General features: G+C 64.7%; 22 protein-coding genes, 1 pseudogene and 2 riboswitches. Of the genes and pseudogenes, 7 read left to right on the top strand and 16 right to left on the bottom strand.

Annotated features, from left to right (window positions below):
- Positions 1-14: 14 nt before the first annotated feature.
- Together K5H97_RS15750 and K5H97_RS15745 are read right to left on the bottom strand one after the other, a co-directional pair.
- A complete protein-coding gene (locus K5H97_RS15750; RefSeq protein ID WP_028690788.1) occupies positions 15-584 on the bottom strand; it encodes a hypothetical protein in 570 nt (189 codons plus the stop codon).
- Positions 585-675: 91 nt separating this feature from the next.
- The gene (locus tag K5H97_RS15745; RefSeq protein ID WP_028690789.1) at positions 676-1,062 is read right to left on the bottom strand and encodes a VOC family protein; all 387 of its coding nucleotides are present in this window, start codon (positions 1,060-1,062) and stop codon (positions 676-678) included.
- A 426-nt stretch (positions 1,063-1,488) separates the two neighbouring features.
- Here K5H97_RS15745 and K5H97_RS30040 point away from each other — a divergent pair.
- Together K5H97_RS30040 and K5H97_RS30035 are read left to right on the top strand one after the other, a co-directional pair.
- Positions 1,489-2,328: pseudogene (locus K5H97_RS30040) on the top strand (PAS domain-containing protein); the annotation flags it as partial.
- Between the two features lie 42 nt (positions 2,329-2,370).
- The gene (locus K5H97_RS30035) at positions 2,371-2,865 is read left to right on the top strand and encodes a methyl-accepting chemotaxis protein (protein ID WP_371349979.1); all 495 of its coding nucleotides are present in this window, start codon (positions 2,371-2,373) and stop codon (positions 2,863-2,865) included.
- Here K5H97_RS30035 and K5H97_RS15735 read toward each other — a convergent pair.
- The 7 genes from K5H97_RS15735 to K5H97_RS15705 form a co-directional block, all read right to left on the bottom strand.
- A complete protein-coding gene (locus tag K5H97_RS15735; protein WP_028690791.1) occupies positions 2,840-6,118 on the bottom strand; it encodes a transporter substrate-binding domain-containing protein in 3,279 nt (1,092 codons plus the stop codon). The genes K5H97_RS30035 and K5H97_RS15735 overlap by 26 nt on opposite strands.
- 3 nt (positions 6,119-6,121) lie before the next feature.
- The gene (locus K5H97_RS15730; RefSeq protein ID WP_028690792.1) at positions 6,122-6,736 is read right to left on the bottom strand and encodes a response regulator transcription factor; all 615 of its coding nucleotides are present in this window, start codon (positions 6,734-6,736) and stop codon (positions 6,122-6,124) included.
- Between the two features lie 173 nt (positions 6,737-6,909).
- The gene (locus K5H97_RS15725; RefSeq protein WP_028690793.1) at positions 6,910-7,152 is read right to left on the bottom strand and encodes a DUF1272 domain-containing protein; all 243 of its coding nucleotides are present in this window, start codon (positions 7,150-7,152) and stop codon (positions 6,910-6,912) included.
- 64 nt (positions 7,153-7,216) lie between these two features.
- Positions 7,217-7,969, bottom strand: a complete 753-nt coding sequence (cobM, locus tag K5H97_RS15720; protein ID WP_028690794.1) for a precorrin-4 C(11)-methyltransferase — start codon at positions 7,967-7,969, stop codon at positions 7,217-7,219.
- Between the two features lie 29 nt (positions 7,970-7,998).
- A complete protein-coding gene (locus K5H97_RS15715) occupies positions 7,999-8,400 on the bottom strand; it encodes a cobalamin biosynthesis protein (protein ID WP_028690795.1) in 402 nt (133 codons plus the stop codon).
- The gene (locus K5H97_RS15710; protein ID WP_028690796.1) at positions 8,400-9,095 is read right to left on the bottom strand and encodes a CbtA family protein; all 696 of its coding nucleotides are present in this window, start codon (positions 9,093-9,095) and stop codon (positions 8,400-8,402) included. The genes K5H97_RS15715 and K5H97_RS15710 overlap by 1 nt, the downstream gene beginning before the upstream one ends.
- Before the next feature lie 10 nt (positions 9,096-9,105).
- Complete coding sequence (locus tag K5H97_RS15705; protein ID WP_028690797.1) at positions 9,106-9,291, bottom strand: CbtB domain-containing protein; 186 nt, start codon at positions 9,289-9,291, stop codon at positions 9,106-9,108.
- A 102-nt stretch (positions 9,292-9,393) separates the two neighbouring features.
- Positions 9,394-9,615, bottom strand: a riboswitch (cobalamin riboswitch).
- 61 nt (positions 9,616-9,676) lie between these two features.
- Positions 9,677-9,876, top strand: a riboswitch (cobalamin riboswitch).
- Between the two features lie 100 nt (positions 9,877-9,976).
- On the opposite strand from K5H97_RS15705, the gene cobW reads away from it, so the two are divergent.
- From cobW to K5H97_RS15685, 4 genes are all read left to right on the top strand, one after another.
- Positions 9,977-11,044, top strand: coding sequence for a cobalamin biosynthesis protein CobW (gene cobW, locus K5H97_RS15700; RefSeq protein WP_028690798.1), 1,068 nt, complete (start codon positions 9,977-9,979; stop codon positions 11,042-11,044).
- 3 nt (positions 11,045-11,047) lie between these two features.
- Positions 11,048-14,809, top strand: a complete 3,762-nt coding sequence (gene cobN / locus K5H97_RS15695; protein ID WP_028690799.1) for a cobaltochelatase subunit CobN — start codon at positions 11,048-11,050, stop codon at positions 14,807-14,809.
- A gap of 2 nt (positions 14,810-14,811) precedes the next feature.
- On the top strand, positions 14,812-15,810 hold the full coding sequence (locus K5H97_RS15690) for an ATP-binding protein (protein WP_028690800.1): 999 nt from the start codon (positions 14,812-14,814) through the stop codon (positions 15,808-15,810).
- 101 nt (positions 15,811-15,911) lie between these two features.
- Positions 15,912-16,478, top strand: a complete 567-nt coding sequence (locus tag K5H97_RS15685; protein WP_028690801.1) for a vWA domain-containing protein — start codon at positions 15,912-15,914, stop codon at positions 16,476-16,478.
- A gap of 103 nt (positions 16,479-16,581) precedes the next feature.
- Here the strand turns inward: K5H97_RS15685 and K5H97_RS15680 are convergent, their stop codons facing one another.
- Complete coding sequence (locus tag K5H97_RS15680; RefSeq protein WP_028690802.1) at positions 16,582-16,848, bottom strand: hypothetical protein; 267 nt, start codon at positions 16,846-16,848, stop codon at positions 16,582-16,584.
- A gap of 333 nt (positions 16,849-17,181) precedes the next feature.
- Here K5H97_RS15680 and K5H97_RS15675 point away from each other — a divergent pair, with 333 nt between their 5' ends.
- Positions 17,182-18,507, top strand: coding sequence for a sigma-54 dependent transcriptional regulator (locus K5H97_RS15675; RefSeq protein ID WP_028690803.1), 1,326 nt, complete (start codon positions 17,182-17,184; stop codon positions 18,505-18,507).
- Between the two features lie 6 nt (positions 18,508-18,513).
- Here K5H97_RS15675 and K5H97_RS15670 read toward each other — a convergent pair whose 3' ends face one another.
- The 6 genes from K5H97_RS15670 to K5H97_RS15645 all read right to left on the bottom strand — a co-directional run bounded on the left by K5H97_RS15670 (position 18,514) and on the right by K5H97_RS15645 (position 26,222).
- Entirely contained in the window at positions 18,514-20,709 is a 2,196-nt protein-coding gene (locus K5H97_RS15670) for an LTA synthase family protein (RefSeq protein ID WP_028690804.1), read from the bottom strand.
- A gap of 129 nt (positions 20,710-20,838) precedes the next feature.
- A complete protein-coding gene (locus K5H97_RS15665; protein ID WP_028690805.1) occupies positions 20,839-22,119 on the bottom strand; it encodes a hypothetical protein in 1,281 nt (426 codons plus the stop codon).
- Positions 22,120-22,164: 45 nt separating this feature from the next.
- Entirely contained in the window at positions 22,165-22,902 is a 738-nt protein-coding gene (locus K5H97_RS15660) for a hypothetical protein (RefSeq protein ID WP_028690806.1), read from the bottom strand.
- 33 nt (positions 22,903-22,935) lie between these two features.
- Positions 22,936-23,616 (bottom strand): C39 family peptidase, encoded by a 681-nt coding sequence (locus K5H97_RS15655; protein WP_028690807.1) that lies wholly within the window; start codon positions 23,614-23,616, stop codon positions 22,936-22,938.
- A gap of 63 nt (positions 23,617-23,679) precedes the next feature.
- A complete protein-coding gene (locus K5H97_RS15650) occupies positions 23,680-24,993 on the bottom strand; it encodes a hypothetical protein (protein WP_028690808.1) in 1,314 nt (437 codons plus the stop codon).
- A 26-nt stretch (positions 24,994-25,019) separates the two neighbouring features.
- Positions 25,020-26,222, bottom strand: coding sequence for an ISL3 family transposase (locus K5H97_RS15645; protein WP_003464938.1), 1,203 nt, complete (start codon positions 26,220-26,222; stop codon positions 25,020-25,022).
- Positions 26,223-26,293: the final 71 nt, after the last annotated feature.

The following is a 26,293-nucleotide window of genomic DNA, read 5'->3' as shown; positions in this document are numbered from 1 at the left end:
AGCGGGCTTGTCGGTCAGTCGAAGTATCCACGCAAGGTATACCGGTACCCGACATCCACCGCCGAGGTCTGCGGTTTGGCATACGCCTTCTTGAGCACGAACTCGAACGCCGGTTCATACAATCCATCGCGCACCACGGCACCCGCCAGTACTTCCACCGTGTACCAGCCGTTATCCAGCTCGATGATCGGTCGCCCCGGCTCCTGGTAGCGTGCCAGCAGGTCGCCCAAGGCCTTGTTGGTGAAGTGCTGCAGGATGCGCCAGGTGAACAGCATCAGCGCACGGTTCTCGATCCGCAGCACATACCCTGCGCGCCGATGTTTGAGGCGACTGCCGGGCTCCAGCAGTGCCGGCGTGGGCTCGTCGAGGGTGAACAGGATGCGGTAGGGCAGGTTGTCGATTCCGGCCAGGGGCAGGATTACCCCCTGCGCCACCGCCAGGTCGCCACTGTCGCCGCGGGTGAAGGCGCGGGCGAGGTCGTCGGGCAGGTCGTGGTCTTCCTTGAACTGTTCGAGCAACTGGATATCGCCGAGCAGGAAATAGTCGATCAGGTCGTTGAGTACTTCGCTGAATTCGAAGCGCATGGGTTGTCCTTGTTCTGGCTGCGCCGGGTTAGTTCAGCAATGTAGCAGTCCACGTGGAAAACCACGCGAGTATAAGGTGCGGGCCTGCCGGCTAATGCCGCTGGGCGATCTGGATCAGGTTGCCGCAGGTGTCGTCGAACACGGCCACGGTGACCGGGCCCATGGCCGTGGGCGGCTGGGTGAACTGCACGCCGGCCTTGCACAGCCGCTCATACTCGGCCTGGATATCGCGCACGCCGAAGGAGGTGGCGGGAATGTCGTCCTGCTTGAGCGCGGCCTTGTAGATTTTTGCCGCGGGATGGGCGTCGGGTTCGAGCAGCAGCTCGACGCCGTTGGGGTCGTTGGGGGAGGTGAGTGTGAGCCAGCGGTGCTTGCCCATGGGGATATCGTGCTTGGGTTCGAAACCCAGGACATGGTGGTAGAAGGCATGGGCCCTGGCCTGATCGTCGACGAGGATGCTGGTGACCACGATCTTCATGTGTATCCCTCTGAAGGGGCAGCATCGCGCTGCGGGTACCTGGGGATTATAGAAGGGCCGCCTGCACCGGGTGGATTGGTTCGCAGACTTTCAACCGGAGATCGCTGAGCCTTGTGGTGTGTCGGCACGTCACCAGGTCGAACAGCAAGCGCATTGCCCGTGTCGCCATGCGCCGCATCACCGGCGCCTGCAGGCGTTGTGCCGCTATGGCGCCAGGCCTTCGAAACCGACCTGCTGGGCACGGTCGGTATGGTGACGGCGGCGCTGCCCTGGCTCAAGGCCGCGCTGAATCACTATGGCAAGACACTTCGCTTGGACGCATGGCTCCGCCGGAGGAGGTCGCCTGGGCTCGACTGGTAGGCGTTGAGGCATCGGGCAGACAGACGGTACAAATGCATAATCCAAAAGTGATATCAGATCGCTTGCATGGTGCTTGGGCCGATCTATGCTCAGGACATCCCGTGGATACAGGAGCCCCGGCCCATGTTCGAATACCATCGCAAGTCCGATCTGGTCGAAATCCAGCGCGCCCGGCAAGCCCTGGCGGGCATGGAGGCGAAGCTGGCGGCGATCAGCCGTTCCATGGCGATGATCGAGTTCGCGCCGGATGGCACGATCCTCGAAGCGAACGAGCACTTCTGCAAGACCATGGGCTACAGTGCCGATGAGATACGTGGCAAGCACCACCGGATCTTCTGTGACCCGACCTACGCCAAGAGTGCCGAGTATCAGCAACTCTGGCGTGAGCTGGGTCAGGGCAAGGCCATCAGCGGTACCTTCGAGCGCCTGGACAAGGCGGGCCGCGAAGTATGGCTGGAGGCGAGCTACATGCCGGTGATCGACGAGCGCCAGCAGGTCACCAGCGTGATCAAGGTGGCCTCCGACATCACCCGCCATGTGATCGAGGAGCATGAGAGCGAAAGCCTGCTCAAGGCCATCGGCCGCTCCATGGCGGTAATCGAGTTCACCCCGGCCGGGCGGGTAATCAAGGCCAACCAGAATTTCCTCGATACCATGGGCTATCGCCTGGAGGAAGTAGTCGGGCGCCACCATGGGCTGTTCTGCCTGCCCCATGAGCGCGAGTCGGCCGAGTACCGCGACTTCTGGGCCTCGCTCAACCGCGGCGAGTACCACTCGCACCGCTTCGAACGCATCAACAAGCAGGGCCAGACCGTGTACCTGGAGGCGTCCTACAACCCGATCTTCGACAACAAGGGCCGGTTGTACAAGGTGGTGAAGTTCGCCAGCGACATCACCCGGCAGATCAGCACCCAGCAGACCGCCGCCGATGCTGCCCATGCCAGTTCGATGCAGACCGACGCCTGCGCGCGCAAGGGCACCCAGGTGGTGCAGCAGGCGGTGGAGGTGATCGAGCAGATTTCCTCCGAGTTGAACGACGCCGCCCGTACCATCGATGCGGTGAGCAAGCAGTCCGAGGTGATCGGGCAGATCGTCCTCACCATCCGCGGCATCGCCGACCAGACCAACCTGCTGGCGCTCAACGCCGCTATCGAGGCGGCCCGGGCCGGCGAGCATGGCCGAGGCTTCGCCGTGGTCGCCGACGAAGTACGCAACCTGGCGGCGCGCACCAGTAAGGCGACCCTGGAGATCGTCGAGGTGGTGCGGCAGAATCACGACCTGTCACTGACCGCGGTGGCCAGCATGCAGTCGAGCCTGACCCGCACGGGGTTGGGCGTGGAGCTGGCCAACGAGGCCGGCACGGTGATCATGGAGATCCAGCAGGGATCACGGCACGTGGTGGACGCCATCAGTCAGATCAGTTCGACCCTTCAATTGCACTGAGGCTCTGGCGAAGCTCCAGCTCCAGGCCTTGCAGGCTCGCCCGCAACCGGGCGAGTAATTGATCCACGGGCAGGCCTAGGGCGATGGCTTGCTCCAAGGCTTCGCAGTCCTGTCTGACACCTCTGACCTTGAGCATTTTCGCGCCACCTTTGACCCGATGGACAACGGGCACCAGGGCCTCGGGTGACGGATCTGCGCCGAGCGCATGCAATGCCTGCAGGTCCTCGGCACTGCTTTGCGCCAGTTGTTCCAGCAGGCGCCGGGTCAACTGAGTGTCGTCCTGGGTGAGGTGGCGCAGTTCGGCCAGGTCGAAGCCGCTGGGCCGTGGCATCATGTCGACCTGCTCGGGCAGGGTGGTGGCCAGTGGCAGGCATGCCCTGAGCGCCTGCAGGCCGATCGGTTTGAACAGGCATTCGTCCATGCCGCTGTCCAGGCAGCGTTGACGCTCTTCGGCCTGGGCGTTGGCGGTGACGCCAATGATGCGACAGGCCGGTGATCGAGCCTCGCGTTCCTCGGCACGGATGCTGCGGGCCAGCGTATGGCCATCCATGACCGGCATGCTGCAATCGGTGATCACCACGTCGAAACGACCGACTTGCCAGAGTGCCAGCGCCGTCTTGCCGTGATCGGCGAGAGTCACCTGGTGGCCCAGCGAACGCAGTTGCTTGTCGAGTAGCAGCAGGTTGGCCGGATAATCGTCGACCACCAGGACGCGCAGGGGGCCGCTGCCGGTTTCGATCGAGGCGCGGTCGAGCGACTCCCGGGTGGCGGGTTCGGCAGCGGGCAGGGTGAGGTGGACATCGACCTGGGTCCCCAGGCCTTCGATGCTGTGCAAGCGCAGCTCGCCGCCCATGAGCTCGCACAGCTCGCGGCTGATCACCAGTCCCAGCCCTGCGCCTTGGCGCGCCTGGCGGCCATCGACCTGGGAGAAGGTGGTGAACAGCCGTGTCTGGTCGCTGGAGCTGATGCCTACACCGCTGTCCTTGATCTGCAGCGTGACGTGCTGCAGGTCGCCGTCGAGCGGGGTCACCACCAATGACACATCGACCTGGCCCTGGTCGGTAAACTTGATCGCATTGCTCAGCAGGTTCGACAGTACCTGCTTGAGGCGCAACGGATCGGCAAGCGCCCAGGCGCAGGTATCGGGCAGTACAGCACGCAGGTTGAGCCCCTTGAGACGGGCGTTGCCTTCGAAAACCCTCAGGGTGGTGCGCACGATCTCGACCAGGTCGGTGGCCACCGGTTGCAAGGTCATGTGGCCGGCCTCGATGCGTGAGATGTCCAGTACATCGCCGATCAGTTCGAGCAGGCCGATCGCTGAATCGTGGGCCGCCTCCAGCGCCTGGCGGTCGCTGTGGCCGTGGCGGCTGTCCTCCAGGGCCATTTCGAGCAGCCCGATGACGGCGTTCATCGGTGTGCGGATCTCATGGCTCATGACCGCCAAAAAGGTGCTTTTTGCCCGGCTGGCCTGCTCGGCGTCGTCCTTGGCCTGACGCAGCTGTTCGAGCAGCCCGCGGCTGAGCGTAAGCTGTTCTTGCAGGGCACGCTGGGCCTCGCTGCGTTGCTGGATCAGTTTACGCAGGTAGCTGTTCCAGAACACCACGCCGGCCAGCAGCAGCGTGGCCAGCACCAGGACCTGCAGCGCCAGCGTGCGGTAATTGCGCCAGGGGCTGTCACTGGCCACTGCGTTGGTGCGCCAGCGATTGACCAGTTGCTCCAGCTCATCAGGTGGGATACTCAGCAACGCCTTGTCGAGGATCGCCTGCAGTTGTGGCAGCGCGGGGCTGACGGCGAAGGTCGCCAGGGCGGGTTCATCGCCCAGTAACCCGGCGATTTTGAGGCGACCACTGAAAGCCTGGTTGATGAAGTAGGCGGCATTGACGTGCGAGTTGATGGCGACGTCGGCATCACCGTTGGCCACCGCCTCCATGAGCTGCAAGGGATTTTCGACCTCCACGGTACGCAGGCCGACGACCTGGCGTTCCAGGTCGTCGAGCAATGGCGAGCCGCGCAGCAGTGCCACGCGCAACCCCTGCAGCGGCTGCTTGGTGTCTAGTGGCGGTGCATTCTGGCGGGTGACCAGCACTCGCGGGCTGATCATGTAGGGGCGTGTGTAGCGCAGGCGTTGGGCACGATGCACGCCGTAGCCGATAGCGCCGATCATGTCCACCTTGCCTTGGGCGACTTGCTCGACCATGTCCTCGAATGACTCCGACTCGACGATCTGGAATTGCAGGCCGGTGCGCAGGCCGATGCGCTCCAGCAAATCCAGGGCAATCCCCCGTGCTTGCTGCTGGGCGTCGGTGAAACTCAGGGGGGCGAGGGTGGTGTTGATCATCACCTTGACCTGCCGGTGCCGGGCGATCCACTCGCGTTCTTCGTGGGTCAGGGCGTCGAGGCGGCGGTCGAGCAGGAAGCTGGTGCTGCCGCCCGTCCAGCGCCGAAGGATGTTCAGCCGTTCGCTGTCGGAGATGCGGCCGAGGGCGAGGTCGACCAGTTGCAGCAAGCGCGGGTTGTCTCGAGCCAGGGCAAACGCAAAAGTGCTGGCCGGCATCTGAACGAAATGATCGACCTTGACCCTTTCCTGGAAGCCCTTGGCGATCACGTAGTCGGCGCTGATGGCATCACCCAGGTAGACATCGGCTTGCCCCAGCGCCACCGCGGTCACACCGGCGAGCGTGGAGCGGTAGAGGCTGAGCTGAGCGTGGGGGTAGAGTTGCTGCACTGTGCGAATGGGCAGGTAATGGTCGACCATGGCCAGGCGCAGACCCTCAAGCTTGTCCTCTACGCGCAGGCTTCGGTTCTGCCGGGACACGATAACCGGCAAGTCGTCGGCATAGGGCAGGCTCAGCGTAAGGTCAGCATCGTTGGCCTCGAAGGCATTGGAGCTGCCCAGCAGGTCGATCTCGCCGGCACGCAAGGCATCGAGCGCCTGGGCGCGGCTGGCATAGCGTCGCACCTCGATGGGTAGCCCGAGCTGTTCGCCGATCAGGCCGGCATAGTCGGCGCTGAGGCCTTCGTAGTCAGCCTGGCTGATGTTGATGTCGAAGGGTGGATAGTCCGGGCGCGAGCTGCCCAGCACCAGGCGCTTGCGTTGGTTCAGCCACTGTCGGTCGGTCGCTGCCAACGCCAGCGGTGGCGCCGCGCTCAGGGCACGGGCAAGCAGGTGGCGGGGCTCGCTGTGCACCTCGCTCAGTGCGGATGGCGACAGCAACGCGACCAGCAGCAGGCACAGTGATGCCCCCTTAGTCATGGTTCAGGCCACGTTGTTGCGTTTGGCGAGGTCCACCATTTCGACCAGCGACTCGACCTTGAGCTTCTCCATGATCCGGCCGCGGTAGGTGCTGATGGTCTTGGCGCTGAGGTTCATCTGCTCGCCGATCAGCTTGTTGCTCTGGCCGGCGCTGAGCCGGCGCAGCACTTCCATTTCCCGGTTGGACAGCAGTGCCAGGCGCTCGGTCTCGCTTTCCAGGGTGTTGCTGTTGACCGCCATCTGCGGGAAGGTCGAGTAACCCTTGACCAGTGCCTTGAGGGCGAAGACCAGGGCATCGAGGTCTTCGTCCTTGTTGACGAAGGCCGAGATGCCAGCGTCCATGCAGCGCCGCACGTAGAGGTCGGCGGGCTGGCCGGTGAGGGCCATGATCCGGGGCGGTGGGTCGATCAGCTTGAGCCGCTTGATCACCTCCATGCCGTCGAGGTCCGGCAGGCCGATGTCGAGGATGACCACGTCCGCCTTGGTCTGCTCGGCCAGGCGAGCAGCCTCCTTGCCTTTACCGGTTTCCCCCACGACGGTGAAGCGTTCGCGTTCGAGCAGCATGCGTACGGCGAGTCGAACAATGTGGTGGTCATCGACCAACAGCACGGATGTCATTCAGGTAGCTCCTGTCAAAGTGCAGCCCGCTTCCAGCCTATGATCAAAGGCGCTGAGCAGCGGACTTGCTGGGCAGCGCGCACCTTACGGATATTCAGGAGCCTTGGTAATAGGCGAGTATAGGTGTGTTGAAAAACCTGCACAAACCTGTAGAAAAGTCCTACAAACGAGGTTCAGGCGCAGGGCGCGTGCGGCTTGTGCACACGCTGTGTCGAGGCGGGATTGTTGTCCAGCACCTTGCCGGCGCGGGAGGGGCGGGCAACCAGCTGGCCGCCGCAGTTCGGGCAGCGGTGGTGGAAGTGCCGGTCGTTGCAGGCTCGGCAGAAGGTGCACTCGAACGAGCAGATCAGCGCATCTGGGCTTTCGGCCGGCAGGTCGGCGTCGCAGCATTCGCAGTTGGGGCGCAATTCGAGCATGGTCTTGGTTTCCTTCCAGTTGGAAAACCCAGTGTGCTACGCCGCGCCCCGGTCGGCAATCGCTTCACGTGCCTGGACGGTAAAGGTGGGCGTGACCAGCGCGATACAGGGCCGAGTCGGCGAATGGCGCGTCTCCCAGCACATGACCGACCAGGATCAGCGCGGTACGCCGAAAATCCTTGGCGGCAACGCGCTCGCAGATATCGGCCAGCGTGCCCTTGACCCAGTCCTGGTCCGGCCAGGTGGCGCGATGGACCACCGCTATCGGGCAGTCGACGCCATAGTGTGGCAGCAGCTCCTGGACGATGCGGGCCAGGTGGCGCACCCCCAGATGGATGGCCAGGGTACTGCCGTGGCGGGCCAGGTCGGCCAGTTGCTCACCGGCCGGCATTGGCGAACGGTCGCCAAAGCGGGTGAGGATCACGGTCTGCGCCACATCGGGCAAGGTCAGCTCGCAGCCGAGCAGCGCGGCACTGGCGGCGGTGGCGGTGACGCCGGGGACGATCTGGTAGTCGATATCCAGTTCGCGCAAGTGGCGGATCTGTTCGCCGATGGCGCCATAAAGGCTGGGGTCGCCGCTGTGCACGCGCGCCACGTCCTCGCCGTTGGCGTGAGCCTGGCGCATCGCCTCGACGATCTGCTCCAGGTGCAGTTCGGCGCTGTTGATTACCGTGTGCGCCTGGTGACCTTCCAGCACGGCGGCGGGGACCAGGGAGCCGGCATAGACGATCACCGGGCACTGGCGGATCAGGCGCTGGCCCTTGACCGTGATCAGCTCGGGATCGCCGGGGCCGGCGCCGATGAAATAGACCGTCATGGGGGTTCCTTGTATAGAAGAGTGGCGGATTATCCGCCGATGGCCAGAGCCAGGGTAGCGCTGCCGAGGACCTGCCTCGGCACGTGCAGGCGGCCGTTATCGCCGGCCAGGGCCAGTGCGGCGCTTTCGGCGACGCCCCAGCAGCCGGTCTGCGCGTACGCCGTGGGCGAACGCTGGCTGAGCTGCGCTTCGAAAGCCAGTAAATGCGCGGCATCGAAACAGATGTACGGCAGCCCCAGGCGTTCGGCCAGTGCCAGCAGGCCGGGCTCTCGGGCCTTGGGCTCGATGCTGGCAATGCCGCGCAGGGCCGAGAGGGGCAGGGCGTTGCGGGTGAGGGTCTGGCGCAGCAATACCGCCAGGGTCTCGACCGGGCAGCCGCGGCGACAGCCAAAGCCGGCGTACAACGCCGGCTGAGCAGGCAGATCGCGCATCAGGCCTGGCTGGAGCGACGGTACAGCCAGGCGCTGAGCAGGCCCAGGGCCAGCCAGAACGCGGCGTTGGTCAGCCAGGAAGCGATCTTGAACTGGGTCTCGAGGGCTTGCGGCGCCAGGCTTTCATGCACGGCCGGCTGTGGCGCGCCGATCAGGTGCGGGATTACCAGCAGAGCGACACCCAGCGCCTTGAACAGCCAGTGGCGGGCGAACACCAGCAATGCCAGGCCGGCGGCGGTGGCCGCTGCGGTGCCGATCCACCAGGTCTGGCGCTGACCGAGGTCGGCGGCGGCGGTGCCGGGCAGTTCCGGTGGCAGGCCCAGGGTCGGCGCCAGGCAGAACACGGCAAAGCCGGCCAGGCCCCACAGCGCGCCGGTGGCCACGCGGTTCGGTTCACGCAGGCCGTAGAGAGCGACCAGGATCAGGGCGAAACCGACGGCGACCACCAGGTTGCCACCGGTGGTGGACAGCACGCGCTGCCAGCCGTCTTCCGGCGACCAGGCTTCGGCGCTGTGCTCATGCTCGTGGGGCGCGGTGGCGTCGCCGTGTTCATGGTGTTCGGCGACCGGGGCGGCGGACTCGTAGGTTTCCGCCTGGAGAATCAGTGGGGTGACCCAGAAGCTTTGCAGCAGGGTCAGCAGCAGGGCCGCGAGCAGGCCGCTGAAGCCCGCGGTACGGGCGATGCGCGTAATCATGCGGGTTTACTCAGTGGCAAGGGAAGGCGGCGCTGTGGCGGGTATCGTGGGCAGCGTTGTGCACTGCCTCGATGTGCGAGAAACCGGCGAAGTACACCAGGCACAGGCCCAGCAGGCTGGCGCCGACCGCGACGATCAGTCGCTGGCTGAGGCTGACGGGGGTGGCGATACTGTGTTTGGCGCTGGTGATGGGCATGACGCGTTCCTCTGCTGCTTTTGTTGTGGCAACGGACATGCGCGACGACCCCGGGCACGATTGGCCCAGGTGATACGACGACGCCCGCCCACCGCGGGGTGTACTGTGAGCACGTGTCAGGCCGGTCTCCGGGCTGGCGAGGTGGAGCAGGACTCCGTGGGGCGTCACCTTCCCATGCCTTACTGTTGGCACAGTGGTTCGGACGCTTCTCTCGCTTACCGTTGCGGGGGCAGCACCGGCCTTGTCGGCTCCTTAGCAATGGAGGCGCGACGCACCGGTTTCCCGTTTCACCCCCGTCGGGGGCACCTGAACGCAATGCGCTAGCAAATCACGGGGCCGGGCCCGCGTCAATCGCCATGGCGGTTGACCGCCAGGCAGGCACTGCGTAGCCTTGCCGCTGCGAGGTTCTCGGGCGTTGGCCCGAGCTAAGACGGGAACGCGGTACAAGCCGCGGCTGCCCCCGCAACTGTAAGCACTGAAGGGTTCGGCACAGCCACTGCGCAGGCGCGCGGGAAGGCGCCGGCCCACCGGCCAGCGAGCCGCAGCGGTGCGAGCCAGGAGACCTGCCTCGTGACGTTTTCGACTTTCAACCGGGCGGGGTGATCCGGTGGCGAACGCGCCAGGCCGGCAGGGCCGTGGCTGTCGTCCTGCATGCCCGCGCCATTGCTGCCAAGGGCATCGCGACATGAAAACACTGGCCAAGCTTCCCGTCACCATCGTTACCGGCTTCCTCGGCTCGGGCAAGACCACCTTGCTGCGCCATATGCTCGACAACGCCCAGGGCCGCCGCATCGCGGTGATCGTCAACGAATTCGGCGAGCTGGGCATCGACGGCGAGATCCTCAAGCAGTGCAGCATCGGCTGCACCGAGGAAGAGGCCAACGGCCGCGTCTATGAGCTGGCCAACGGTTGTCTGTGCTGCACCGTGCAGGAAGAGTTCTTCCCGGTGATGCGCGAGCTGGTGGCCCGTCGCGGCGACCTCGACCACATCCTTATCGAGACCAGCGGCCTGGCCTTGCCCAAACCGCTGGTACAGGCCTTTCAATGGCCGGAAATCCGCAACGCCTGCACCGTCGACGCGGTGATCACCGTGGTCGACAGCCCGGCCGTGGCCGCCGGCACCTTTGCCGCCTACCCGGAGCAGGTCGATGCCCAACGCAAGCTCGACCCCAACCTCGACCACGAGTCGCCGCTGCACGAGCTGTTCGCCGACCAGCTGGCCAGTGCCGACCTGGTGGTGCTGAACAAGGCCGACCTGATCGACGCCGAGGGCCTGGCCAAGGTCCGTGCCGAGGTGGCCGAGGAGCTGCCGCCGGCGGTCAAGGTGATCGAGGCCAGCAGCGGCCGCCTGCCGCTGGAAGTGCTGCTGGGCGTGGGCGCCGAGTCCGAGGTGCATATCGATGGTCGCCGTACCCATCACGACTCGCATCACGACGGCGATGACCATGACGACCATGACCACGACGCCTTCGACTCGATCTCCATCGATCTGCCCGAGTCCGACGAGAGCCTGCTGCTCGACGCCCTGACCCAGCTGGTCACCGAGTTCGGCATCCTGCGCGCCAAGGGCTTCGCCGCGATTCCCGGCAAGCCGATGCGTCTGCTGATCCAGGGGGTGGGCACCCGCTTCGACAAGCATTTCGACCGCGCCTGGCGTAGCGATGAACCACGGATCACCCGCCTGGTGCTGATCGGCCAGGCGCTGGACGCCGCACAGCTGGAAGCGCGCCTGCGCCAGGCCCTGGGCGCCTGATCCATGCACCTGCTGCGGACCCAACCCGGCGGCTTCGTGCCGGACGACAGCATCGCCGACCTCGGCCAGACCCCCGCCGACCTGGTGATCCTCTGCAGCGGTGATTCACACCTGGCGCTGCTCGCCGAAACCGCCGAGCAGCTGCCGGCGCACTTTCCCAGCGTGCGCCTGGCCAACCCGATGCAGGTGCAGAACCATGCCTCGGTCGACGTGTATGTCGACCAGGTGCTGCGCCATGCCAAGGTGATCCTGGTGTCGCTGCATGGCGGCGTCGGCTACTGGCGCTATGGTGTCGAGCAACTGGTCGAACTGGCGGAGCGTGGGGTCGAGCTGATCCTGGTGCCCGGCGACGACCGCCCCGATCCTGAGCTTACCGACCTGGGCACGGTCCGCGGCGAACAGGCCGAGCGCCTCTGGCACTTCCTGCGCCAGGGCGGCAAGGCCAACGCCGTTAACCTGTTCAACTGCCTGGCCAGCCAATGGCTGGGTTGTGATTACCCGTGGGATGAGCCGCAGCCCTTGCCGCGCACGGCGGTCTATCACCCGGCCAAGGCCACGGCGCGCCTAGAGGACTGGTACGCCGAGTGGAATCCGGAGCATCCGGTGGCGCCGTTGCTGTTCTACCGTTCGCACCTGCAGGCGGCCAACACGGCGTTCATCGATGTGTTCTGCCAGCGCCTGCAGGCCTGCGGGCTGAATCCATTGCCCATTGCCGTGGCCAGCCTAAAGGAACGCGCCTGCCTGGACCAGGTCGAGGCCTGGCTCGACGAGGTGCAGGCCGAGGTGGTGATCAACACCACAGGCTTTGCCCTGTCCAGCCCCGAGCAACCCAACCTGCGTCCGCTGCGCCGCGATGTGCCGGTGCTGCAGGCGATCTGCGCCCAGGACAACCAGCCTGGCTGGGAGCAGAGCGAGCAGGGCCTGGGCGCCCGCGACCTGGCGATGCACATCGCCTTGCCGGAACTGGACGGGCGTATCATCACCCGGCCGGTGAGTTTCAAGGACCTGGCCTGGCGCAGCGAGCGCAGCCAGTCCGATGTGGTCTGCTACCGGGCCCACCCCGAACGCATGGACTTCGTCGCCGAACTGGCACGGCGCTGGGTGACCCTGGCGCGCCTGGACAACCAGGAAAAGTGCGTGGCCCTGGTGCTGGCCAACTACCCGACCCGCGACGGGCGCATCGGCAATGGCGTCGGCCTGGACACGCCGGGCGCGGCGCTCAATATCCTTGAGGCCCTGCAGGCGCAGGGTTACCCAGTGGCTGGCCTGCCTGAAACCGGCACTGAGCTGATTCACCAGTTGCTCGGCGGGGTCACCAACGACCTCGACCATCTCGACCAGCGCCCCTGCGCCCAGAGCCTGGCCCTGGCCGATTACCAGCGCGCCTTTGCCGCCTTGCCCGAGACCAACCAACGCGCCGTGCTGGAGCGCTGGGGGCCGCCCGAGCAGGACCCGATGTTCCGCAGTGGGCGCATGATGGTTGCCGGCCTGCGCTACGGCCTGACCTTCGTCGGCATCCAGCCGGCGCGGGGCTACCAGGTGGACCACAGCGCCGTATACCACGACCCGGACCTGGTGCCGCCCCATGGCTACCTGGCGTTCCACTTCTGGCTGCGCAACGGCTATGCCGCCGACGCGGTGATCCATGTGGGCAAGCATGGCAACCTGGAATGGCTGCCGGGAAAGGGCGTGGGCCTGTCCGCCGAGTGCTGGCCGGATGCCTTGCTCGGCCCGTTGCCCAACATCTACCCATTCATCGTCAACGACCCGGGCGAGGGCGCCCAGGCCAAGCGCCGCACCCAGGCGGTCATCATCGACCACCTGATGCCGCCGTTGACCCGTGCCGAGACCTACGGCCCGCTGCGCCACCTGGAGCAACTGGCCGATGAATACTACGAGGCGCAGTTGCTCGACCCACGCCGTGCCCGCGAGCTGCAACGTGACATCCTCGAACTGGTCAAGACCCACCATATCGACCGCGAACTGCAGCTCGAAGGCCAGATGGAGGACGCGGCGGTCTGGCTGCCGCGGCTGGACACCTACCTGTGCGACCTGAAGGAATCGCAGATCCGCGACGGCCTGCACGTGTTCGGCCAGTCGCCGCAGGGGCGTTTGCGCAGCGATACGCTGCTGGCGTTGCTGCGGGTGGCGCGGGGCGATGGCAGGGGCGGTAACGCCAGCCTGATCCGCGAGCTGGCCAAGGCGTTGGCGCTGGGCTTCGATCCGCTGGATTGCGACCTGGGGCAGGCCTGGGAAGGGCCGCGCCCGGACCTGCTGACGCAACTCGACGCCAGCCTCTGGCGAACCTGTGGCGATACTCGCGAGCGCCTGGAGTTGCTGGCGTTGTCATTGATCGAGCAGGCCCAGATGGGCACGGTGGCGCTGCCGGACGAGGCGCAATGGGAGGCGGTGCGCGCGGTGCTGCGCACGCTCATCGAGCAGGTCGCGCCCGACCTCGATGCCTGCGGCGGCGCCGAGATCGATGGCCTGCTGGCGGCCCTGGCCGGGCGTTTCGTCCCGGCCGGGCCCAGCGGCGCGCCCAGCCGCGGCCGCCTGGACGTGCTGCCCACCGGGCGCAACTTCTATACCGTCGATGTGCGCAACCTGCCCACCGCCACGGCCTGGCGCCTGGGGTTCGCCTCGGCCAACCTGATCCTTGAGCGCCATCTGCAGGATCACGGCGATCACCTGCGTCAGTTGGGCCTGTCGGTGTGGGGCACGGCGACCATGCGCACCGGCGGCGACGATATCGCCCAGGCCATGGCGCTGATGGGCGTGCGCCCGGTGTGGGCCACCGGCAGCCAACGGGTCGATGACTTCGAGATCCTGCCGCTGAGCCTGCTCGACCGGCCGCGGGTGGACGTGACGCTGCGGGTATCGGGTTTTTTCCGCGATGCCTTCGGCAACCTGATCCGCCTGTTCGACGCCGCCGTGCAGGCGGTGGCGGCGCTGGACGAACCGGACGACCAGAATCCACTGGCCGCGCGGGTGCGCGCCGAGCGCCAAGCGCTGCTCGAGGCCGGAGTCGAGGCCGAGCAGGCAGCGCGACAGGCCGGTTGGCGGGTGTTTGGTGCCAAACCTGGCGCCTACGGGGCGGGTGTGCAGAACGCTATCGATGGTCGCCTGTGGCACAGTCGCGACGATCTGGCCGAGGTCTACCTCAACCATGGTGGCTACGCCTACGGCGTCGCTGACGAAGGCACCCCGGCCCGCGCCGCGTTCGTCCAGCGCCTGGCCCAGGTCCAGGCGGTGCTGCAGAACCAGGACAACCACGAGCACGACCTGCTTGACTCCAACGATTACTACCAGTTTCAAGGCGGCATGCTGGCGGCTGCCGAAACCCTGGCCGGCACCTCGCGGGCCAGCTACCACGGCGACCACAGCCAGGCCGACCGGCCCCGGGTGCGCACCCTCAAGGAAGAACTCAACCGGGTGATCCGTGCCCGGGCGCTCAACCCCAAGTGGATCGACGGTGCCAAGCGTCACGGCTATAAAGGCGCGTTCGAGCTGGCGGCCACGGTCGACAACCTGTTCGCCTTCGACGCCACCACCCACCTGATCGACGATCATCATTACCAAGGGCTGGCCGATGCCTATGTGCTCGACCCGACCACCCGCGATTTCATGCGCGAGCACAACCCCGAAGCCCTGCGCGACCTCACCGAACGCCTGCTGGAAGCCCAGCAGCGCGGGTTGTGGCAGGAGCCGGGCGACTATCGTGAAAGTCTCGAGCAGCAGTTGCTCGCCGGCGAGGAAGACAGCTGAACATGAGTGAACCCGTGCAATTCCCCCTGGCCGCCGTGGTTGGCGCCGACGACCTCAAGCTGGCCCTGTGCCTGACCGCCATCGACCCGAAGATCGGCGGCGTGCTGATCGAAGGCCCGCGTGGCATGGCCAAGAGCACCCTGGCCCGGGGCTTGGCCGATCTGCTTGGCGACGGTCCGTTCGTGACCCTGCCGCTGGGAGCCACCGAGGAGCGCCTGGTTGGCACCCTCGACCTGGATGCCGCCCTCGGCCAGGGCCAGGCACGGTTCTCGCCGGGCGTGCTGGCCCATGCTGACGGTGGGGTGTTGTACGTCGATGAAGTCAACCTGTTGCCCGATCCCCTGGTGGACCTGCTGCTGGATGTGGCCGCCAGCGGCACCAACCGCATCGAGCGCGACGGCATTTCCCATCGGCATGCCGCCCGCTTCGTGCTGATCGGCACCATGAACCCGGAGGAGGGCGAGCTGCGTCCGCAGTTGCTCGACCGTTTTGGCCTCAACGTGGCCCTGGAAGGTTTGCCAGCGCCGCAGGCGCGTCAGCAGATCATTCGGCGCCGGCTGGCCTTCGACAGCGATTCGCAGGCGTTCTGCGAACTGTGGGCCGAGCAGCAGGCGGCGTTGCGCGAGCGCTGTCGGTCGGCGCGTGAGCGCTTGGCATCGATCGCCCTGGACGACCAGGCCCTGGCCTGGATTACCGAACGCTGCTTCGCCGCTGGCGTGGACGGCCTGCGCGCCGACCTGGTCTGGTTGCGCGCAGCGCGGGCCCATGCCGCCTGGCGGGGTAACACGGTGATCGAGGAGGCGGATGTGCAGGCGGTTGCCGAGTTTGCCCTGCGTCATCGGCGCCGCACCGAGGCGCCGCCACCCCAGGCCACGTCGGCTGGCGGGCAGGCGAGTGCGCAGGAGGCGCCGGGCGGTCAGGGCGACTGGGGGGCATTGCCTGCCCAGCCGGTGGCCACGGGGGCTCGGCGCGAGGTGCCGAACTGGGCAAAAAAGCCCTGAGCATCCGCTCGCGCCATGATCGGGTGGCGGATGCCAGACCTCGCGTCGGCCATTTGACGGGGTCTTCCCGGGGCCGCCCGCGCACCAGCGATAGCGGGCGTATCGCCTGGTTGGCGACTTTGCTCAAGGGCCGGCCACGCCAGCGCCGCGACCTGTGTTGGCAGCAGCGCCAAGCCCAGGCGCCGGAATTGTGGCTGGTGATCGTCGATGCCTCGGCGTCGACCCGGCGCAATCAGGCACTGGCCCAGGCCAAGGGGCTGCTGACCGGGTTGTTCGATGAGGCCTACCGTCAGCGTGCACGGCTGGCCTTGCTGACAGCCAGTGGCAACCGACCGCAATGGCAACGCCATGGCCTGAAAGCCTCGGCGGCGTTACAGCCCTGGTTGCAGGCGCTGGGGGCGGGCGGTGGTACACCGTTGCCGGCGGCACTGGAGGAGGCACGTCAGTGGTTGTTGGCCCGGCGCAAGCGCTTTCCCCATGAAACCCAGCGCTGCCTGGTGTTGACCGATGGCCGCCTGCAACAGGGTGCGGCGTTGCAACCGCTACCTTGCAGCACATTGCTGGTGGATATGGAAACAGCGGCGGTGCGCATTGGCCGGGCACGCCAACTTGCCGAACAACTGCAGGCCGACTATCGGCATATCGAGCAGTTCGCGGTGATCAAATAAGGATGTAACTGCGACAGGATGTCGCAATTGACCAAGTTATCCCCGAATGTGGGGAAACTTGCACAAGTGCGTGGTGGCCACGCACTTGCAGTACCGTGCTCTTTTACTTCGGCATCGACCAGGGTTGCAGGTCGTAACCTTTGCCGGACAGTTCGGCGCGCACTTCCTCGATCAGGCTGGCCCATTGCGCGGGGTCGGAATAGACGCGCGAGGACACTTGCTTGCTGCCGATACGGGTGCTGGTCCGGTCGATCACTGCCAGGCTCAGTTCACCAGTACCGTTAGGGGCATCCCAGGCTACGCACTGGAAGGGTTCGAAGGCGTGGTCGGCGATCAGCAGTGCTTCGTTGACACGGAGCGGGGCGTTCATGGTTCGGTCTCTCTCATGGTCCCAAACAGCGAAATAAAGTGCCGCGGTGTTATTCCACAAAAGTGTACAGCGCGGGGTTATTCGTACTGATGCTCCAGGTCAGGGTTCAAGTCACATGACCGTTGAAAATTTTTTAAATCGGCGATGTTTCCCTACCTGTCCATCGCGCCTATGACGGTAATCGAGTTGGAAAATTCCCGGCGTGGCATGCGCAGTTCTTACCGGGCTGACCAACGGTAGTGGGGAGCGTCAAGTTCATTGCTACTGTTAATTCGGGCGTCGCAACTGACTGTTTATAGATAAAAAACCAAAATCTGGCGCCAAGGAAAGGTCATGCTCGATACCGCATCCCTGCGCCGCTTGCTGATCGTCGACCCCTGCGATGATTGCCACCGCCTCTTGCCGGGCCTGCGCAGCGTCGGCTGGGATGTGCGAAGTTGCACGCTCGAGGCTGCGATGGAGCAGCCCTGCGATGTGGGCCTGGTACGACTGCAAGCCTCGCACCTGCTGCACCCCGAGGCGGTCAAGGACCTGATCAAGCGCAGCAACACCGAATGGATCGCCGTGCTCAGCGCCGAAGAATTGCGCCTGCAGAATGTCGGCGATTTCGTCTGCGAGTGGTTTTTCGATTTCCACACCCTGCCGTTCGACGTCTCGCGAGTGCAGGTTACCCTGGGCCGCGCCTTCGGCATGGCGCGGCTGCGCGGCAAGGGCACGGTGCGGGTGGACGAGCCCGAACACGAACTGCTTGGAGAGAGCCGTCCGATCCGTGAGCTGCGCAAGTTGCTGGGCAAGCTGGCGCCGACCGAATCGCCGGTGTTGATCCGGGGTGAAAGCGGCACGGGTAAGGAGTTGGTGGCGCGTACCTTGCATCGACAATCGCAACGGCGCGACAAACCGTTCATCGCCATCAACTGCGGCGCCATCCCCGAGCACCTGATCCAGTCCGAGTTGTTCGGCCATGAAAAAGGCGCGTTCACCGGGGCGCACCAGCGCAAGGTGGGGCGTATCGAGGCGGCCAATGGTGGCACCCTGTTCCTTGATGAGATCGGTGACCTGCCGTTGGAGTTGCAGGCCAATCTCCTGCGATTTCTACAGGAGAAGCACATCGAGCGGGTAGGGGGCAATCAGCCCATCGCGGTGGACGTCAGGGTATTGGCGGCGACGCATGTGGACTTGGAGAAGGCCATTGCGCTGGCACGCTTTCGCGAGGACCTGTACTACCGGCTCAATGTCCTGCAGGTGGTGACCGCGCCGCTACGTGACCGGCATGGCGACCTGTCGATGCTGGCGAGCCATTTTTCCCAGTTCTACAGCGCCGAGACGGGGCGCCGGCCGCGCTCGTTCAGCGAGGGCGCCTTGGCGGCCATGGGGCGCCACGATTGGCCCGGCAATGTTCGTGAGCTGGCCAACCGGGTGCGCCGCGGCCTGGTGCTGGCCGAGGGCCGGCAGATCGAGGCGCAGGACCTGGGCCTGCAGGAGCTGCAGGAGCAGGACCAGCCGCTGGGCACGCTGGAGGACTACAAGCATCGGGCTGAGCGACAGGCGCTGTGCGATGTGCTGAACCGGCACAGCGACAACCTGAGCATCGCGGCCAAGGTGTTGGGCGTTTCCAGGCCAACGTTCTATCGGCTGTTGCACAAGCACCAGATTCGCTAGCTGACCTCAGCTCGACTGGGCAAGATGCCCGTCCGCCAGCTCATCCACCATCTCCGGCTCATCTGGCAGCGCGGTAATCACGCTGAAATCGCTGACTTCCACCTCGCCCCCGCCATACCCCAGCAGATGGAAGGAAAACGCCTTGCGCACGGTTGGGTTGTCGAAGTCGAACGCCATTTCCAACGGTTCATCAGCCGTCACGCGGATCTCTTCGGGCAGCCCGAGCTGCACGTCCTGCTCCAGTTCCTTGGCCTTGAGGCGGATATACGCCGCATGGCGGGGATCCAGCGCCCGCACCTTCAGTCGCACACGGGTACGCGACCCCTCGGGCATCTCCAGGTATTGCGCGCCGATCAGGTTGTCCGCCCAGTCATCCTTGATGCGCTCAGCCAAGGCGATGGGCGAGGGCCCACCGAACTGGTAGCGCAGGTTGAGCGGGGTCTGCAGCAGCGACTGGTCGAGGTTGGCGGCGAGCAGATTGAGTTGCGGTCCTAGGCTGTCCTCGCCACGGCCAAGGAACTGGGCCTGGTCCGCAATGAATCCACTGCTGGCATAGCGCCGACAGCGTTGCTGGAAGTCGCACTCGCTGAGGGTGCCCTGGCCGTCGTGGTAGCGCAGCATGCCGTTGGTGTAGGAGATCATCTCGCGGCCGCTGTCGTAGTCGCGGTACAGCGAGCGTCCGCCCAGGGCTGCCGGAATCGGCAGGGCGAAATAGTCGAGCAGGGAGGTGCTCAGGTCAATGTGGCCGTAGGTGCCCTGCTTGAGCCTGGGTAGCTGGGCCTGCTCCGGCGCCAGTGTGAGGTTGAAGCCCCAGGCCGAGGCCAGGCGCACGCCATCGATGCCGTGCGACTCGTCCGAGGTGACGATCACCAGGGTGTCTTGCAGCACGCCCTGTTTCTCGAGGCTGTCGAGGAAGCCACCCAGTGCATCGTCAAGGTAGGCCACTGCGGCCTGCTTGGGCGTATCGAAGCGTTGCAGATAGGCATCAGGCGCCGAGTAGGGCTGGTGAGTGCCGACCGTGAGCAGGGTGAGCATCCAGGGTTGTGGTTGCTTGCGCAGCTCGCCGACATAGTCGAGCGCACCTTCGAAGAAGGCGCGGTCGTCCTTGCCCCAGGGGAATTCCAGGTAGTTGTCGTTGGCGAACCACTCTTGGCCATGCACCGCGTCGAAGCCGATATGCGGCATGATTCGGTCCTTGGCCATGAAGCGCAGCCCAGCGCCCTGCAGGTAATGGGTGGCGAAGCCGGCCTCGCGCAGCTGGGCCGGCAGGCACGCCTGGTTGCGCTGCTGCTGGGTCAGCAGTTCGACGCCCTTGGGCGTGCCGTTGGCCAGCTTGTCGTAGTCGCCGCAGAGCATCGCGTAGAGCCCGCGAATGGTCTGGTGGGTGTGCAGCACATAGTCAGGGGTGTTCATGCCGCGCTCGGCCCACTGGCTGAGCCGCGGCATCAGCTCCTGCTGGAAGCGGCTGCCGAGTGCCTCGCGGTTGGGGCGCAGGTAGGCGCCGGGGATGCCCTCGACGGTGATGATCAGCAGGTTGCGCGCCTTGCCCGGGGCGTCCAGCAGCTTGACGCCATTGAGATCAGACTGGGTCAGACCGGCAGTGGACAGCGCCGTGACCGCCGGCACATGGCCCAGGCCGCTCAAGGCCTGGTGCTGGAACTTGCCCACCGCCGCCGACAGCGCCTGGTGGGTGAGACCGTACTGACGCCATTGGTCGGCGTCCGAAGGGGCCAACTGCTGGCCGCCCCAGTGCAGCCCGAACAACGCCAGGGGCACGGCCCAGAGTCGCCGTGGCAATGGCGTGCCGACGGGGGATCGCCATACGCTCGCCAGCCAGGCGCCAAGACCGGCGACCAGCAGGGCGGGCAGCCAGGCATGGGCCAGGGCGCCGGCGGTGGAGTTCTCCATGAACTGCGGGTCGACCAGATAGGCCAGGTCGTCGACCGTGGGCAGTCGGCCGACGGCACTGACCAGCTCGGCGGATGCCACCCACAGGCCACCCCAGGCCAACAGCAGCGGCAAGGCCAGCCACCAGGAGCGACGATGGGCAAGCAGCAAAAGCAGGCTGCCGATGGCGAGGTCCGATAGGTAGCCGAAGGGGTTGGACCAGCCCAGCAGGGCGCGCGCGGTCAGCGGAATCACCAGCACCAGGATTGCCAGCGTGGCAAGGCGGGCGCGAGGGTGACCGAGCAGGTTGTTCACGAAACTTTCCTTATTGCCATTAAATCGTCACAAAACTGTGCGCGATGATAACAGGCCGATGCCGGGAAAGTTGGACGCTACAAAACCGGTAACCAAATCCCGGGCCCTGGATCGGGCCCGGTTGGTGGCTCAGAAGTAGTAGGGGAATTTCAGGCTGAACGAAAAGTCCGGTGCATCCTCGGTCAGTCCGATGGACAGGTTGGGGACGATGGTCAGGTTGTCGGTGGCGGCGAAGGTCAGGCCGACGTTGAAGTTGGCGGCGTTGTAGTCGCTGTTGGTGATCGACTGCCAGTCGCCGCCATCGGGCTTGATCTTGCTCTTGCGGGCAAACTGGTCGGTGACCGAGAACGACATGCTCATCCGTTCGTTCAGGGCAAAGGCGATACCGCCGCCGATCTGCCAGGAGTCACCCAGTTTCACGTCACCTTTGACCTTGCTGTTGACCTGGGGGCTGATGTCGCTGAACGAATCCTGCATGTTGTAGGTGTAGGACAGGCTGGCGAACAGCACGGCCGGGTCGAAGGTCTTGACCAGCGAGATACCCGGCGTGATCGCCCAGACGCCGTTGCCGGTCGGCAGGCTCTCGGGCACCGACAGGTTGTTGTTGGTAGGGTCTTCGACCAGCTTGATGCCATAGGGGTCCTTGCCGGTAGGGGCTTTGACCCGCAGGGTGACGACTGCGTCGGGCAGGTTCTCCGACTCGTCGAGGAACTTGTAGGCCACGCCAACGTTGACGTCGCCGATGGTCGGGTCGCGGGTGACCGTTGCATCGGAGGTGACCGGCCCGGCACCACCGGCGCCGCCGGAGGAATAGGTCGATTCGCGATAAACGATGGGTACGTTAATATCGAACTGCCAGCGTTGATCCATGTTGTAGCGGGCGGTCAGGTCCAGGGTCCAGTTGTCCGCCTTGATCCGGTCGAGGTTGATGTTGCCGAGGAAGATCGAGTCGAGGGCGAGGAAACCATTGAGCGTCAGCGCACGGGTATCGTAGTGCGTGTAGGTAATCCCGGTCTCGACGCTGAACTTGCCGCCACCGAAGAATCCACTGGCCTCGTCATACAGGTTGGAAACGCTTTGCGCGGGCTCCGAATCATCCTTGAGCGACTGGCCGTAGGAGCTGCCACTGCTCCCCGGAGCACCGGAAGCCACGGTCTGCGCGCCTTTGGCCGGTGTCGAGGGTGACTTGGTCAGTCGCTTGGGCGGGGGTGCCGCCGGGGTTTCCTCGACTTGACGGACGCGCTGCTCAAGCACCATCAAGGCATTCTGCTGGGCTTCGTAACGTTGTTTCAGCTCGCGCAGTTCTTGCTTCAGTGCCTCGACCTGAGGGTCCGGAGCTGCGTAAAGCATTGTCGCAGGGGCCAATGTACTCAAACAAACTACAGCTCTGAACGTCAACGATCGTTGCATGGGTTAGCCGTCCCTTCTGACTACAAAGATGAGACTCAGCGTAGATCAGTATCCGAGTGCGCGAAGACCTTTGAGCTGGTCAAGATTGCCGTTCAGCGCGGCGGCGGGCACATGGTCGCGCAGCACGACGTTCAGCGAGGTGAGGTTGCTGACCTGGTTGCCGCTGCCGAGCAGCGTGGCGTTTTGCATCAAGCCGCCTTGGGCGATCTGCTGCAGGGTGCTGCCCTGGTTGTTGTTGGCCACCACGTTCAGCTGCACGCCCGTTCCGCTCGCAGAGACGCTCAGGGAGCCGGCAGCGTTGCTGCCGACCAGTGTGGAACCGGCGGCAAGCAGTTGGCCTTGCTGCGGCGTTTCGGGCACCTGGTTGGCCTTGGTGACGCTGATGTCGACGTTGTTGTTGGCCGTGTTGTTGTCCCCGGCCGCGCGCACGACCTGAGTTACGCCGACGGTGGTGTTCAGGCCTGCGCCACCGGTAATGGTGCCGGTGCCCTTGGCGCTGGACGAGCCGGTGCCTTTCTCGTCGATCATGGACACATAGAACTGCGGCTTGATGGTCGACTGTTGCACCTGCATCGAGGTCCTGGCGCCGATGACATCGCCGTTGGCGTTCTGCCAAGTGCTGGTCATCACCACGCCGAAGCTGATGATGCGCCCTGGCAACACATAGCGACCGCGCAGGTTCGCCAACTCCTGATCCTTCAGTTCAATGGGCTTGAACGTCTCTGCCTGGATGGGCAAGGCGGTGGCCAGGCAGATCAGGGTAAGCCAGGCTGCAGTCTTCATGGGATGCTCCCGACGCGTTGCGCTCGATTATCGTTAGAAGAAGTCGCTGCGAATGAAGCCGAAGTCCATCAGTTCGGCGTCCTTGACCGGGGTGAAGGAATTGATGCGATCCTTGGCGCTCAGTGGCAGGGGCGGGTCGAGCAAGGCATTGGTCTTGTCGTAGCCCTGGCCGATCACGGCGAAGATGATGCCGTTCCAGCCCTTGAGGAAGTCTTCGACCTTGTAGCGTTTGTGGCCGAGCACCGGGTCACCGATGTAGACCCAGCCCTTGTCGACCCGTTGCATGACCACGAAGTGCTTGTAGCCACGGATGTCCATCAACACCACCACGGGGATGCGCACGCTGCTCAGGGTGTCGGCGGCGACCCGGTAGCCGCGGGCACGCATGCCGAGGCTTTCCACGTAGCGTTTCATGTCGAGCATCGAGAAACCCTGGACCTTGACCAGGTCCTGGTCGGCGTGGGCCAGCATGCCCTCGATGATCGTGTGTTCGTCCACGTCCAGCCAGTAGGCCTGGCGCAGGATGGTTGCCAGCGCCGCGGCGCCGCAACTGAAATCGGTCTTCTGTTGCACCAGGTCGGCGAACTTGCGCTCGCGGATGCTTTGGATGGGCTTGTAGATCACCGCGCCCCCCGGCAAAACCGAAAGCGGCATCTGCGCCGCTTCGCTGTAACTGGCCATGCACAGCAAAAACGCCAAGGCGATCATACGCATGGTCGTTCCCCCCGATCCTGTTGAGGAAAAGGCCCCCCGAAGGGGGCCTCAAGGTCACAGCTGTCAGAACGAGGTGTTGGAGATGGCCAGCGAGTTGCTCTGCTGGTTGCCCACACCGGCTGCCACGTTGACACCGAGGTTGCCGCTGCCGCCATTCACCGAGCCACTCAGGGTGGCGGTGTTGGTTACAGGGTTGGCCCAGCCAGTAGGCGTCAGCACCTGGAAGGACACGGTGTTGCTCAGGTCGTACGAGCTGGACTCGCTGAAGCTCTTCGAGCCGGATTTGGCGTACTCGGAGGCATTGCTACCCGATTTTTCGTACGAAGAGTCGTAGGCCTTCTCGAACGAAGAGTCGTAAGCCTTCTCGAACGAGGAGCTGGAAGACTTCTCGTGCGACTTGTCATACGAAGCGTCGATCGAGGCGTTCAGCGACGCATCGAACGAGTCGGTGCGGCTGCGCTCGTGGCGGCCATAGTCGGTGGAGTGGGTCACACTGCCGCTTGCCGAGGCATCCAGCGAAGCGCTCAGAGAACCACTGGCCGAGGAGCTCGACTCATGGCTCCGCGAACCGCTGGCGTTCGAGCTCTTCGAGCCACTGGCGCTCCAGCTGTTGGCACCGGCGGCCTCCCAGCTCGACGAGGAGCTGCCTTCCTTGCTGTAGCTGGAGTCCTTGTTGTGGGAGGCGCTGCCACTTTTCGTGGTGGTGAAGGTGAGCGTATCGACCCGGTAGGTGCGATCGGCTTGGTTGTTCACGACCAGGCCAGGGCCGTTCTGGTCGGCGGAGGCGGTGGCGGTGGCGTTACCCAGGGGCGCATTGGAGTTGGCAATGGCCATGGTGTTTTTCTGCTGGTTCAGGTCGCCACCGGCAATGTTGATGCCCATGTTGCCGCTGCCGTTGTTGCCCGAGCCGCTCATGACGCCGGAGTTGGTGACACCGTAGTTGTTGACCTTGTTGTTGTTGCTGTACTGACGCACGTCGGCGGTGGCCGAGGCGGAGCCGAACACGAAGCTGTTGTCCAGGCTCGAGTCGGCACCGGCATTGGCGATGGCGGCGGCGTTGTCCTGCTGGTTGCCGGCGCCGGCTGCCACGTTGACACCGACGTTGCCGCTGGTGCCGGAAGCCGAGCTGCTCATTTCGGCTTCGTTCACGGTGCCTTCATTGTTGATGCGGTTGTTGGTGCTGCTTTGCTTGTCCCAGGCATTGGCGGTTGCATACACCGGGATCTTGGTAGGAGGAGGGGTGTGATGACCGTTGTTGTGGCCGTGGCCATTATTGTGTCCATGGCCACGCGGATCATTCTGCCCAGCTTGTACAGCCACAGCCATGATCGCAGCAATTGCGAAAACCAGAGGCTTGAGTGCCATCGAGGGTTTCATGGTGGTTCTCCGTACTTTATTTTGGTTCATCGCGCTTTCCCGGGGAAGGCAGCCTTGATTTTCAGGAAAAAGTATTCCGAGTCCCGAAAACCATAGGCCATACGCTTGATCACCTTGATGCGGTTGTTGACGCCCTCAAGGACGCTGGTATGCATATGGAAGTTGGCACTGGCGAGGATGCCTCGGGCGTATTTGCGCAGGTTGCGAGCGAAGCGCTGTAGCGGCGCGAGGCCGCTGTCCCGGGCGTGCCGCAACCAGGTTCGCCAGCGGCGCCAGCCCTCTCGTACGCTGGGGGCGAACCAGACATCCTTCAGCGCATCCTTGAGGACATAGACCGTAGCCAGCGGCTGGTTGGCCGCGAGTAGTTCTTGAAGCTGCACGGCTTGTCCGTCCTTCAGGTTGTTGCGATTGCGCAGCAGCAGCCAGCGGCTTTGCTTGACCGCCTTTCGTGCCGGCTTGTCTTCGCGCAGGAGGTTGGCCTGGTCAACCCGGATACGGTCGATCACATCCCGACCGTAGCGCGCGACGACGTGAAACAGGTCGTACACCACTTCGGCTTGCGGGCAATGCTTCTTCACCTCCAAATCAAAAGCCGTGTTCATGTCCATGGCCACCGCCTCTATCTGCTGGCAGTGCTTGCCGAGCAATTCAAAGAACGGGCGGACCGCCTCGCGGCTGTTGCCGTGGCCGACCCACAATACCCGCGTTCGCTCGGCATCCATGATGACCGTGGCATAGCGATGCCCTTTGTGCAGGGCGAACTCGTCCATCACCAGGCGGCGGACACCGGTTGAATCGAAGTTGCCTACCTCGGCTTGAAGGCGTCGTTTATCGAGCGTTTTGAGGGTGTGCCAATGCAGGCCGGTGAGCTGGCTGACGTGGCTGATCGGCAGCAGCCGCAGCAAGCTTTCGAGCCATATCCGTAACCGCTGGGTCAGCCGAGATGCTGGCTCCAACCAGTCGATCCGCTCGGTCACCCGCCCACAACTCAGGCAATCGACTCGGCGCACTGGTAGTTGAAGCAGGACGCGCTGATCGAACAGATCACGATCACGCACCAGACGAATCCGGCGATCGTGAATCAACGGGCTGAACTGGCCACAACGCCCGCACTTAGGAAGAGAGCCGGCTTGAGGTTCAAGCTCAATGAGGAGGGTGTTATCGGTAGATGGGCGACAGGTAACGGCGTCGTAGCCTGGCCAGAAAGCGGCAAGATCAATAGGATGCACGGCGACAGCAGGGACAGGTGAAGGGTGTGTTTGGCGACTGCCAATTTACCTGCTTCCCTGACTGTCAACTC

The organism is Pseudomonas mosselii (genome assembly GCF_019823065.1).
Classification (GTDB): Bacteria; Pseudomonadota; Gammaproteobacteria; order Pseudomonadales; family Pseudomonadaceae; genus Aquipseudomonas; species Aquipseudomonas mosselii.
The sequence above is the reverse complement of the archived record's forward strand: the minus strand, read 5'-3'. Positions and strand labels throughout refer to the sequence as shown.